Genomic DNA, 12,691 nt, shown 5'->3' with positions numbered 1-12,691 from the left:
CTCCGCCACCGAACGACACGCCATGGGAGCCGATCACCAGGCAAAGCAGCGCCGCCACCGCGCCGGCCAGCAAGGCGAACAAGACGCCGGCGCCCAACAGCAAGGCCGCGACAATGCCTAGACAGCCCATAATGAAACTGCCGATCAGCCGTCCGAACAGACGGCTAAGCACGCCGGCGCCGAACAAGACCGCGAACGCCAACGCCGGCCAGCTATCCTCCCAGCCTTGCTGCTGCTGTGTCTGGGCCGGCGGCGACGGCAGTTTCTCACCGTCTATCAGGCCCTCCAACTGAGCAAGCGCCGCCTGGATGCCCTGGAAGCGCAGCCCCTGTTTAAACAGCGGACGCAGCGTATCCTGCAGGATGCGCTTGGCGTAAATATCGGGAATCGCCCCCTCCAGGCCGCGCCCCACCAGCAGTTGGCTCTTGCGCTGGTCCGCGACGATCAGCAACAACACCCCGTCGTCTATCCCCTTGCGGCCCAACTTCCAAGCGTCCATCACCCGGGTGCCGTAATCAAACGGCGTCTCCGGCTCCACCGATGGCACGATCAACACCGCCAGCTGGCTGCCCTTGCGCTGATGAAACGCCAGCAATTGCTGTTCCAATTGCCCTCGCTCATCCACCGATAAGAAGCCGGCAAGGTCCACCACCGGAGAACTGGGCGGCGGCACCGCCAACTCCGCTCGCGCCAAGTGCCCACACAGCAGCAGCACGAAGCCCAAGCAACGCCATAGCGCCATCATCTTATTTACTCGCCTCCGGCTCGCCGAAGTTGACCTGAGGCGCGGCTGAGATGGCCTTCTCGTTCTCCACTGTGAAATTCGGCCGGGTCTTCAGACTGAACATCATCGCGGTCAGATTATTGGGAAAGGTGCGCACCGTGCTGTTGTACGCCTGCACCGAATCGATGTAGCGCTTGCGCGCCAGCGCGATGCGGTTTTCGGTGCCCTCCAGCTGCGCCTGCAGATCGCGGAAGGATTGATCCGCCTTCAGCTGCGGATAGTTCTCAGACACCACCAGCAAGCGGGACAGCGCCGATCCCAGCTGGTTCTGCGCCGCGGCGAAGTCATTGAGCTTTTTCTCATCCGTCGCCATCGATGGATCCACCTGGATGCTGCCCACCCTCGCCCGCGCGGCGGTCACTTGGGTCAACACTTCTTTCTCATGTTTGGCATAGCCTTGCACCGTCTTGACCAGATTGGGAATCAGATCCGCGCGTCGCTGGTATTGATTGATGACTTCGGACCAGGCCGCGTTGGCCGCCTCGTCCTGAGTCTGCATCGCGTTGTAACCGCAGCCGCTCAGCGACGCCGCCAGCAGCAAGGCCATAGCCCACTTCTTCCACATCATCACATTCTCCATTCCCGTCGTGGCCGCGCCATCCCGATGAGCGCGGCGCGTTCAGGCCTCAGTTTACCCATAAAAAGCATAAAATCAGCAGCTTTCGCCCTGAAAATGGAATAGCGCACACCATTCCTTCCCCTGCGCGCCCAAGCCGCCAAGACCGGCGCCCTCCTCCTTGCCCAACAATATACAATCCGCGCCAATATCTTGAAGTAAAGAGGGAAATCCCTAGTGAATGCGGGTTTTTCGCAACGCAACAATTGGGCTACACTGGTGGACGTTTTTCCAATAATGACAGCTGCACGGACAATGACCACCACCACCCAAGCCCGTGTGCGGGAGATCCCGTACAACTACACCTCGTATTCCGACCGCGAGATTTTCATCCGCCTGCTGGGCGCGCCGATGTGGAAACTGCTGGAGGAGCTGCGCGCCGAACGCAAGACCGGCCGCTCCGCCCGCATGCTGTTCGAGGTCTTGGGCGATATCTGGGTGGTGGACCGCAACCCCTATCTGGTCGACGACCTGCTGGACAACCCCAAGCGGCTGGCGGCCTTGGTGGACGCGATGCGCCACCGGCTGGCCGAGGTGGAGAAACGCCGCGAGGGCAATGACAAGGTGGGCAAAATGCTGACGGCGGCGCGCGCCGCCGTCGAGCGCTTCGCGGAACAGTTCGAAGACACCCGCGAGCTGCGCGCCAAGATTCTCAAGAAGCTGTCCCGGCTCACCCGCCGCGACAACATCCAGTTCGATGGCCTGTCCCGCGTCGCCCACGTTACCGACGCCACGGACTGGCGGGTCGAATATCCGTTTGTGGTGCTGAGTCCGGACAACGAGGCTGAAATCGCCCCGCTGGTGCGCGCCTGTATCGAGCAGGGCCTGACCATCATCCCGCGCGGCGGCGGCACCGGCTACACCGGCGGCGCAGTGCCGCTGGACCGCATGAGCGCGGTGATCAACACCGAGAAGCTGGATCGCCACCTCGACGTCGAACAGATCGAACTGCCCGGCCTGGACGGCCGGCACGCCACCATACAGTGCGGCGCCGGCGTGGTCACCGCCCGTGTCGCCGAGGCCGCGGCGGCCTCCGGCCTGGTGTTCGCGGTGGACCCCACCTCGGCGGAAGCCTCCTGTATCGGCGGCAATATCGCGATGAACGCCGGCGGCAAGAAAGCCGTGCTGTGGGGCACCACCCTAGACAACCTCGCCAGCTGGAAAATGGTGGATGCCGACGGCCAATGGCAATTCATCGAGCGCCTGGGCCACAACTACGGCAAGATCCACGACGTCGACATCGCCCGCTTCCGTATCAGCCAGCTCAAGGACGACGGTCAGACTATCCTGTCTAGTCGCCAGTTGGACATCCCGGGCAGCGCCTTCCGCAAAGTAGGCCTGGGCAAGGACGTCACCGACAAATTCCTGGCCGGCCTGCCCGGCGTGCAAAAAGAAGGCTGCGACGGCATCATCACCAGCGCGCGCTTCGTGCTGCATCGCATGCCCAAGCATATTCGCACCGTCTGCCTCGAATTCTTCGGCACCGTAGCCGAAGCCACGCCGGCCATCGTCGAAATCACCGATTTGTTCAAGCCCGGCGGCGCCGCGCTGGCGGCCGGCGTACAGCTGGCCGGCCTCGAACACCTGGACTGGCGCTATGTGCGCGCGGTGTCCTATGTGACCAAGGCCAAAAGCAAGGGCCGGCCCAAAATGGTGTTGATTGCGGACCTCGTATCGGACCACGAGGACGCGGCGGCGGAGGCCGCCAGCCAAGTGGTTCGGCTGGCCAACGCGCGCCACGGCGAGGGCTTCATCGCCATCACCCCGGAAACGCGCAAGCGCTTCTGGCTGGATCGCAGCCGCACCGCCGCCATCGCCAAGCACACCAACGCCTTCAAGATCAACGAAGACGTGGTGATCCCGCTGCCGCGCCTGGGCGACTACAGCGACGGCATCGAGCGCATCAACATTGAATTATCGATCCAGAACAAGCTGCGCCTGCTCGACACCCTGACCGAATATTTTCACGGCCGGCTGCCCGTGGACAAGCTGGACACCAATCTGCCGTCGGAAGAGCTGATCGGCGACCGCCGCGCCTCGGCGCTGTCCCAGCTCGCCATCACCCGCGACCGCTGGCAATGGCTGTTGGAACACCTTGACCGACCCTTTCACGAATACCGCGAACGCTGGCCGCATGCGCCGCTGGAAGACGCCGCAGCCGCTCCAGACACCGTGTTCCACGCACTGCGCGATATGGTCGTACGTGTCAGCTGGAAGCGCGAAATGCAGGCCGAGCTGGAGCAACTGTTCTCCGGCAACACCGACGGCCCCATCCTCGCCGCCATCCGCGCCATCCAGCAAAAAGTGCTGCGCAGCCGCGTCTTCGTCGCCCTGCACATGCACGCCGGAGACGGCAACGTCCACACCAACCTGCCAGTCAACTCCGACGACTACGAGATGCTGCAAACCGCGCACAAGGCGGTGGAACGCATCATGGCGCTGGCGCGCGCACTGGGCGGCGTGATTTCCGGCGAGCACGGCATCGGCATCACCAAGCTGGAATTCCTCAGCGAGGAGGAAATCGCCCCCTTCCGCGCCTACAAACAGCAGGTGGACCCCAACGGCCACTTCAACCGCGGCAAGCTGCTGCCCGGCGCAGATCTGGCCATGGCCTACACCCCGTCCTTCTCCTTGCTGGGCGCGGAGTCGCTGATTCTGGAACAATCCGACATCGGCGCCATCAGCGATTCGATCAAGGACTGCCTGCGCTGCGGCAAGTGCAAGCCGGTGTGCTCCACCCATGTGCCGCGCGCCAATCTGCTGTACTCGCCCCGCAACAAGATCCTCGGCGTCGGCCTGCTGACCGAGGCCTTCCTCTACGAAGAACAGACCCGTCGCGGCGTCAGCCTCAAACACTTCGAAGAGCTGTCCGACGTGGCCGACCATTGCACCGTCTGCCACCGCTGCGTCAAACCCTGCCCGGTCAAGATCGACTTCGGCGACGTTTCGGTGGCGATGCGTAACTTCCTGCGCAAGACCGGCAATAAAAGCTTCAATCCCGGCACCGCCGTCGGCATGGCTTTTCTCACCGCCAAGGACCCGGCCACTATTAAAGCGCTACGCACAGGCTTGGTTGGCGTCGCCTACAAGGCGCAGCGGCTGGGCAACGCAGTGGGCAAGCGCCTGGGGCTGATAGGTTCCCAGACCCGGCAACCGCCGGCCACCGTCGGCAAAGCGCCAGTCAAGGAACAGGTGATCCACTTCATCAACAAGCCCATGCCCGGCGGCCTGCCCAAGAAAACCGCGCGGGCGCTGCTGGACGTGGAAGACGCCAGCATCGTGCCCATCATCCGCAATCCCAAGCTCTCGGAAGACGCGGAAGCGGTATTCTATTTCCCCGGCTGCGGCTCGGAGCGCCTGTTCAGCCAGGTCGGCCTCGCCACCCAAGCCATGCTGTGGCATGTCGGCGCGCAGACGGTGTTGCCGCCCGGCTATTTGTGCTGCGGCTATCCGCAGACCAGCGCCGGCTATCAGGACAAGGGCGACGCCATCACCACCGAGAACCGGGTGTTGTTCCACCGCGTGGCCACCACGCTGAATTATCTGGACATCAAGACCGTGGTGGTCAGCTGCGGCACTTGCTACGACCAGTTGTCGCAATACCGCTTCGAGGACATCTTCCCCGGCTGCCGCATTATCGACATCCACGAGTACTTGATGGAAAAAGGCGTCAAGCTGGACGACGTCGGCGGACAACAATACCTGTACCACGACCCCTGCCATACGCCGATGAAGGCCTACCAGCCGATGAAGGTGGTCAATGAACTGCTGGGCGGCGGCGTGGCGCTATCGGACCGCTGCTGCGGCGAATCCGGCACCTTCGCCGCCAGCCGGCCGGACATCGCCACCCAGGTGCGTTCGCGCAAGGAAGAGGAAATCAACAAGAATCTGCAAGCCCTGACCGGCGGCGCCAAACCGGCCCAAGCGGTGAAGATCCTGACCTCCTGCCCGTCCTGCCTGCAAGGCCTGTCGCGCTACAGCCCGGACACCGGCACCGAGGCCGACTACATCGTGGTGGAAATCGCCAAGCATGTGCTGGGCCCGAACTGGTTGAAGCAGTACGTGGAGCAAGCGCGCGACGGCGGCATCGAGCGCGTGCTGTTGTAATAGCCTGTTTACGACCTCACGGGCAAGAGTGAGATCGTAAACACACGCTTAAACAAAAACCGCCGGGCATGCCCGGCGGTGTCTATGGGTAAGGCGGCTTACTTCAGCGGCGACGTGGCCGAGGCCTTGGCCGCCGCCTTCTTCTTGGCCGCGGCGGCGTCCTGACGCACTTCACTGGTGGCCTTCAGCAAGGTGCCCTGGGCGTCGTCGCCGTCCAAGGACCAGCTGAACACCCCGCCCAGCTGCTGCTGACGCACATAGTCCAGCTTGGTGCGGATGGTGGCCGGATCGTCATAGCTCCAGAACTCGTTGCCGTCGTAAGTCCACAGCTGCTTGCTCACCGGGTGCACAAACTGTTTGGCGGAGCGGGTTTTCAGCACTTTGTAGTCCTCAATGCCGGCTTCGTACGTGCCTTTGCCCGCACCGGTGGCCACTTGGTACAAGCCGTCGGCCTTGGGTCCGGCGGCCACGCCGGCCCAGCCGCGTCCATAGAATGGGATGCCTACGTTCAGTTTGACCTTGGGCACGCCGGCCTTGACCAGGGTCTGGATCGAGTCGTCCACGTTGTAGTAAACGCGATCTCCGGTCACCGGGGCGGCCGGATCGCGGAACAAATTGGACTGGAAGTTGGTCGGTCCCTTGGCGTCCCAGCCGCCATTGAAGTCGTAGGTCATCACATTGATCCAGTCCATATAGGCCGCGTACTTGGCCGGCTCGGTCTGGCGGATTTTATCGACGCCGGAGCCAATGGCCGCGGTCAGGTAGTATCGACGCTTATTCTGCGAGGTCAAGGCGTCCAGCTGGCTGCGGAATTCCGCCATCAGCAAGGTGAAGTTCTGTTTGTCGTTAGGGTCCACGCTATTGCTTGGCAGACCGCCGCCGCCCGGGTATTCCCAGTCGATGTCGATGCCGTCGAACACCCCCTTGGCCGCGCCGGCGCCGCCGGCATTCTCGCCCACCGGCAGATTGCCTTTCAGGTACAGATCGATGCAGGACGCGACCATGGTCTTACGGCCGGCGTCGGTGGCGGCAAATTTGCCGAAATTCTTGGACCAGGTCCAGCCACCCAATGAAATCAACACTTTCAGCGAGGGGTTGGCCAGCTTCAACTTGCGCAATTGGTTGAAGTTGCCGCGCAGCGGGTCGCTCCAGGCATCGGCCTTGCCGTCCACCGACTCGTTGGCGCCGAAGGATTTCTGGTAATCGGCCCAAGCGTCGCCGCCGTCGCCGTTGCCGTTCTCCGCGCGGGTCACCATGCCGCACTTGCCGTCGGCGTAGACATTGCCGAAGGCGTAATTCAGGAAGGTCAACTTCTTGTCGCCGCCGGCGTCCACCAGATTGCGTAGCTTGTAATTACGGCCGTAAATGCTCCATTGCGCAAAATAGGAACCAACATGGCGGCCCACCGTCGGCGTGGGTTCCGGCGGCACGCCGGTGCCCGGACCCGGTCCCGGATCGCCGCCGCCCGGCGTGCATTCGGCTGCCGGCCGCTCTTCCCACGGCCCCCATTGATCCGCCCCCGGCTGATTGTTCTGCGTCCACCACTTGGCGCGCCAGGTCTTGTTGGCGTACAAGGCGTAATCGCCGCCGTTATAGGTCTGCGCATTGCTCCACGCACTGCAGGCCGGCGCGGCGAACACCGCCGCGCTGCTCAACAACAAGCCAGCCCCTCCAAACAGCGCCGACAACGTCAACGAAAGTTTCGACATTCGGACCTCCTCAATTCTGTCAGTGATCACGGCAGCGTCATGCTGTCCCCGCTGCAGCACCGCAAGCCGGCGTTTTAGTTCGGACATGTGGTATTACAGTGGTATCAGATTCGAGCAATCACTCCATGACTGCCAACCCAAATTTCACCAACCTGTCCTTAATAACAGTTAAAACAGGTCAAAAGGATTGCCTTACGTCACTGGCGGCCCCGTGAGCTTCAAAGAATGGAAACAAAGCTGAATTTGAGCGAATTTTGACGGAAATAGTGGCATTAACCACCAAAAAACAGATTGAGAGGAGAACAGTGAGAGCAGCGTTTCCGCGCAGAGAAGGGAAGGCGGACAAGAGGGATATGCCTGTTGGCAATTTGAGACAGAAACAGCAGCACAGCCATATTGGCTTTATAAAACCATGCCACTACATAACCATTATGTTTTAAATATCATGCAGAACGGGAAACCCGCCACGCTTCGGAAACGTAAAGAGGAGGCCGTGGCCTCCTCCCGATACCCTGCCTGTAGCCGCAGAATCAAGCCGCTTTTTTCACGTGCGCTTTTTTGTGGTGCTGCTTCTTAACGTGTTTCTTGGCGGCCTGGGCTTTTTGCGCGGCCGGAGCGGAAGCCGCTTTCTTGGCGTGCTTCTTGTGATGGTGTTTCTTGGCGTGATGCTTCTTGGCGTGTGCCGGGGCGGCGGCCTTGGCGGCCGGAGCGGAAGCGTCGGCGGCGAAGGTGGCGGCGGAAGTCAGGCCGAGTACGGAAGCCAGGATCAGTGCGACGATCTTTTTCATGGTGTTTCTCCAAATCTGCGACTTAGCGGTTGTCAGGGCACCGTCCTGGCGCATCCTTGTATTCATCATATGCAAGCCGCCTCGCCGCAGTCTGTGAGGCCTGTGTTAAATCATGTAACCGATCGTACAAAAACCTCAAACCTGCGTCGGCTCCTTGGGCACCACCCGCGTCACCAGGATCTGGTCGATCTTGTGATTGTCGATATCCACCACCTCGAACTTGTAACCGGCGTATTGCACGCAATCGGTGCGCCGCGGAATCTTGCGCAGCATATACATCATGAAACCCGCCACCGTCTCGTAATTCTGGTCGTCCGGCAGTTCGTCGATCTCCAGCACCCGCAGCACATCCTCTACCGGAGTGATGCCGTCCACCAGCCAGGAGTTCTCGTCGCGCTTGACGATCTGCTCCTCCTGCCCCTGGCCCACCAGATCTCCCATTACCGTGGACATCACATCGTTCAGCGTGATCAAGCCCACCACAAAGCCATATTCGTTCAGAATGACGGCGAAGTCCTCTCGGGTGCCTTTGAACTGGTCCAAGGACTCCGACAAGGTCAAGGAGTCTGGAATCATCAACACCGTTTTCAACAAGCCGGGCTCCTTCAAGGAAATCGCGCGCCCCGCCAACACCCGCCGCAGCAAGTCCTTGGAATCGACATAGCCAACCACATTGTCGATGCCGTTGTCGCAGACCAGAAACTTGGAATGCGGCTGTTCGGCCACTTTCTGCTTGATGCTGTCCTCCAGCTCGTCCAGCATGAAGTAGATAATGCCCTCGCGCGGCGTCATCGACGACGGCACCAGCCGGCTCTCCAGCTCGAATACATTCTCGATCACCTGATGCTCCTGCCGGTGCAGCACGCCGGCTTCGGCACCGGCGTCCATCATCGCCGAGATATCGTCGCTGGTGATTTCGTCGCGTTGGCTGGTGGGCATGCCCACCAAGCGCAGCAACACGCCGGACATTTCATTGAACAACCACACCAGCGGCTTGAACAGCAGCACCATGAACAGCATCGGCCGCACGATGCGAACCGCCACAGACTCCGCCGCCACCATGCCCACGCGCTTGGGCGTCAAGTCAGCGAACAGGATAAACAGGCTGGTCACCAGCAGGAAGGACGCCAGAAAACCCAGGCTCTGCGCCAGCTCGGGAGACAGGAAAAAGCCCAGCACCCGGGCGAAAAAAGGCGTGAACGCGGCCTCGCCGACAATGCCGCCGAGAATGGCCACCGCATTGATACCGATCTGCACCACGGTGAAGAAATGGCCCGGATGCTCCTGCAAAGCCAAGACTTTCCCGGCGTTGGCGTTGCCCTCGTCCAACATCTGACGCAAACGGATCTTGCGCGAAGCCGCCAGCGATATCTCCGACACAGAGAAAAAGGCGCTGGCCAGGATCAGCGCCAGAATAATCATCATATCCGTCATCAAGCTCTCCATTTTTGCCCGCCGCAGCGCCTGAACACCGCACAGGCGACGGCATACGGCAGAAGGCATGATAAATAGTTCAAATCATAATTTTTGTAATGATAGCAGCGAACCGGGGTTTAGCCGAAGCCCGCGGCAACCGTTACAATAAGGTTCCCGCATTTCAAAAGGCCGCCATCATGGATTGTGAATTGTGCCGGAGCCCGTCCGGCCAAGTATTGCACGAAGACGACCGCCTCAAAGTCTTACTAGTGGACGAGGAGGGCTATCCCGGCTTCTGCCGGGTGATCTGGAAGGCCCACATCAAGGAAATGACAGACCTGTCCGCCTGCGACCGTTTGCACCTGTTGGATTGGGTCCATTACGTCGAAGCCGCGCTGCTGCGCTGCACGCAAGCCGACAAGATCAACCTCGCCAGCCTCGGCAATATGGTGCCGCACCTGCATTGGCACGTGATCCCCCGCTTCGCCGACGACGCTCACTTCCCCGCACCGATCTGGGCCGCCGCCCGCCGCCAAGGCGCCTCGCGCGCTTGGCCGCAGTTGGCGGAGCAATTGCGCCGGCAGCTCGCCTCCGCCCAGACCCATTGCTGGCTGGACTATCAGATACAGGTCGATCAGGTTCCGGACGGACTCGAAGGCGCCGATCTGGCCTGCTACCGCTTCTTCGCGGAATCCGGCCTGGCTTGGCCTGTCGACGGCATTGACGCCGATGGACGTCACTGGCTGGCCCTGCGCCACGGCAGCCTGGATGGCGCCGAACATGTGGAAACCTTGCGCCTGGAGCCCGGCAGCTACCGGCAACGGCCCTGTCCGCGCCTTTATCAAGCCGAATTCCTGCGCTGAGGCCCGCTTGCCATCTTCCGCATCGTAAAGGCCCGGATCAAGACGTTCAACCCCGCCCATTACGCTGCGAATTCGGCAAGCGCCGGACCAGCGGCCCCAACTCCCCAATCTGAAAGAGGAATGCCATGCACCAAACCTTGATCTTCGCGGAACAACTGGCGGCTCTGCCGACCGACCGCCTTGTGATTCTGGATTGCCGCTTCCGGCTGGAACAGCCCGATTATGGCTTGACCGTCTATGAAACCGGCCATCTGCCAAACGCGCATTACCTGAACCTGGAGTACCACCTTTCCGGCAGCAAGACCGGCGACAATGGTCGTCACCCCTTGCCCGACGGCAGCCGCTTGGCAGTGGACTTTGGCGCAATCGGCATCACGCCGGACACCCAGGTCGTCGCTTACGACGATGCCGCCGGGCAATACGCGGCCCGCGCCTGGTGGTTGCTGCGCTGGCTGGGACATCCCGCGGTTGCGGTGCTGGATGGCGGCATCCAGGCCTGGACCCAGGCAGGCTACGCCCTGGACGACCAGGCCGCGGAACGCCGCCCCTGCCGTTTCTCGATCAAGCCAGCGCTTGAAGACACCGTCGACGCCTCCGCCGTGCTGGCCAATATCGATCAGCCGGCTTTCACCGTGGTGGACGCCCGCTCCGCCGAACGCTACCGCGGTGAAGGCGAAACACTGGACCCCGTGGGCGGCCATATCCCCGGCGCGGCCAACCGCTTCTTCATGCACAACGTCGACGCCGACAACCGCTTCAAGCCAGCGGAGCAACTACGCGCCGAGTGGCTGGCCGTGCTTGGCGACGTCGATCCGACGCGCATCGTTCATCAATGCGGCTCCGGCGTCACCGCCTGCCACAACCTGCTGGCGATGCGTCACGCCGGTTTCGAAGGCGCCCGGCTCTACCCCGGCTCCTGGAGCGAGTGGAGCAGCGATCCAACGCGGCCGGTAGCGCGCTAGACTCAAGCCAGCATCAGTTCCTGCAGCAAATCCTGGCCGAAGCGCCAATGCCCAAGGCGCGCGGCGCTGCCCAGATGTCCATGGGCGCCGGCGTCGACCAAGGGACAGCCCCAGGCTTGCGCCATCGCTTCGGCTTCGGCCATGTCGCAGAACAGGTCGTCGCGGCTGGCCACCAGCAAGGCTGGAGCGGGCAAGCGCAGGGTGGGCGCGCTGAAGCCGGAGAACGCAGGCAAGGGCGCGTCGTCCGGCAGTTCACCGCTGGCGCGCGCCCGCGCCTCGCTGATGGGCAAGGCCGGCGGCGCCACCAGCAACAGCCCTTGCAAGCGCTTCTGTTCGCGCAGGGACAAGGTCCGCAGCCAGGCCGCCGCCGCATGGCAGCCCAAGCTGTGCGCCGCCAGCATCCAGCGGCCCGGCACCTGCTCCAGCGTGCGCCGGATACCGGCCACCCAGGCCTCGCATTCCGGGTACAGCCAATCTTCCTGCTCCACCCGGCGCGCCAACGGATAGCAGCGCTCCCAGCTGGTCTGCCAGTGCTCGGCGCCGGAATTGCCCCAACCCGGCACCGTGATCAAGGTGACGTCGTCCTCGTCCAACATCACAGGCTCCGCTCGTAATCGACGATCAGCGGCGCATGGTCGGAAAACTTCTCGTCCTTGTATACCGAGGCGCTGCGCGCCAACGCCATCAACGACGGCGTCACAATGTGGTAATCGATGCGCCAGCCCACGTCCTTGGCGTAAGCCTGGCCGCGGTTGCTCCACCAGGTGTAGCCCGGCGTGTCCGGATACAGACGGCGCCACGCGTCGCACCAGCCCACGCGGCCCAGCAAGTCCGTCATCCAGGCGCGTTCTTCCGGCAGGAAGCCGGAGTTCTTCAGATTGCCCTTCCAGTTTTTCAGATCGATCTCGTTGTGGGCGATGTTCCAGTCGCCGCAGATCACGATGTCGCGGCCGGCCGCGCGCAGCGTTTCCAGATGCGGCATGAACACGTCCAGAAAATCGAACTTCACTTGCTGGCGCTCGTCGCTACTGGAGCCTGAGGGCAGATACAGCGAAATTACGCTGAGATTGCCGAAATCCAGTTGCAGAAAGCGGCCTTCGGCGTCGATCCAGTCAACACCCAGCCCTTCCACCACCGCGTCCGGCTGATGGCGGGTGTATAGACCCACGCCGCTATAACCTTTCTTTTCCGCATAGTGGAAATAACCGGTCATCCCGTCCGGCTGTCGCATGCGTTCGGACAGGTCCGCCGCCTGGGCCTTCAGTTCCTGCACGCAGACGAAGTCGGCGTCTATGCCGGCCAACCAGTTGAAGAAACCTTTTTTATCGGCGGAGCGGATGCCGTTCAAATTGGCGGAAACGATTCGAAGCAAGAGACTCTCCCGTGATATGCTTGCCGGCAATTTTTTCAGCCGTTCAAACAGTTAACAGTTAATAAGGAGTAAAG

At 61.9% G+C, this 12,691-nt stretch carries 10 protein-coding genes; 3 read left to right on the top strand and 7 right to left on the bottom strand.

Annotated elements, in window-relative coordinates:
- The coding region (locus HA052_RS05940; RefSeq protein WP_166451199.1) for a TPM domain-containing protein at positions 1–745 on the bottom strand (745 nt) is incomplete at its 3' end.
- A 1-nt stretch (position 746) separates the two neighbouring features.
- Positions 747–1,349, bottom strand: coding sequence for a LemA family protein (locus tag HA052_RS05935; RefSeq protein ID WP_141111203.1), 603 nt, complete (start codon positions 1,347–1,349; stop codon positions 747–749).
- Positions 1,350–1,655: 306 nt separating this feature from the next.
- On the opposite strand from HA052_RS05935, the gene HA052_RS05930 reads away from it, so the two are divergent.
- Complete coding sequence (locus tag HA052_RS05930) at positions 1,656–5,507, top strand: DUF3683 domain-containing protein (protein WP_166451198.1); 3,852 nt, start codon at positions 1,656–1,658, stop codon at positions 5,505–5,507.
- Positions 5,508–5,605: 98 nt separating this feature from the next.
- Here HA052_RS05930 and HA052_RS05925 read toward each other — a convergent pair whose 3' ends face one another.
- The 3 genes from HA052_RS05925 to paeA form a co-directional block, all read right to left on the bottom strand.
- Entirely contained in the window at positions 5,606–7,216 is a 1,611-nt protein-coding gene (locus tag HA052_RS05925; protein WP_166451197.1) for a glycosyl hydrolase family 18 protein, read from the bottom strand.
- Between the two features lie 530 nt (positions 7,217–7,746).
- A complete protein-coding gene (locus HA052_RS05920) occupies positions 7,747–8,004 on the bottom strand; it encodes a hypothetical protein (RefSeq protein ID WP_081546838.1) in 258 nt (85 codons plus the stop codon).
- A gap of 135 nt (positions 8,005–8,139) precedes the next feature.
- Entirely contained in the window at positions 8,140–9,438 is a 1,299-nt protein-coding gene (gene paeA, locus HA052_RS05915) for a polyamine export protein PaeA (RefSeq protein ID WP_240937278.1), read from the bottom strand.
- A 179-nt stretch (positions 9,439–9,617) separates the two neighbouring features.
- Between paeA and HA052_RS28130 the strand changes: the two genes are divergently transcribed.
- Both HA052_RS28130 and HA052_RS05905 read left to right on the top strand, forming a co-directional pair.
- Positions 9,618–10,283, top strand: coding sequence for an HIT domain-containing protein (locus tag HA052_RS28130; RefSeq protein ID WP_166451196.1), 666 nt, complete (start codon positions 9,618–9,620; stop codon positions 10,281–10,283).
- A gap of 125 nt (positions 10,284–10,408) precedes the next feature.
- A complete protein-coding gene (locus HA052_RS05905; RefSeq protein WP_166451195.1) occupies positions 10,409–11,245 on the top strand; it encodes a sulfurtransferase in 837 nt (278 codons plus the stop codon).
- A gap of 2 nt (positions 11,246–11,247) precedes the next feature.
- Here HA052_RS05905 and HA052_RS05900 read toward each other — a convergent pair whose 3' ends face one another.
- Positions 11,248–11,841 carry an RBBP9/YdeN family alpha/beta hydrolase gene (locus tag HA052_RS05900; RefSeq protein ID WP_166451194.1) on the bottom strand — a complete coding sequence of 198 codons (594 nt, stop codon included), beginning with the start codon at positions 11,839–11,841 and terminating at the stop codon, positions 11,248–11,250.
- Positions 11,841–12,617 carry an exodeoxyribonuclease III gene (locus HA052_RS05895; RefSeq protein WP_166451193.1) on the bottom strand — a complete coding sequence of 259 codons (777 nt, stop codon included), beginning with the start codon at positions 12,615–12,617 and terminating at the stop codon, positions 11,841–11,843. The genes HA052_RS05900 and HA052_RS05895 overlap by 1 nt, the downstream gene beginning before the upstream one ends.
- Positions 12,618–12,691: the final 74 nt, after the last annotated feature.

Source organism: Chromobacterium fluminis (assembly GCF_011602385.1).
GTDB lineage: Bacteria > Pseudomonadota > Gammaproteobacteria > Burkholderiales > Chromobacteriaceae > Chromobacterium > Chromobacterium fluminis.
The sequence above is the reverse complement of the archived record's forward strand: the minus strand, read 5'-3'. Positions and strand labels throughout refer to the sequence as shown.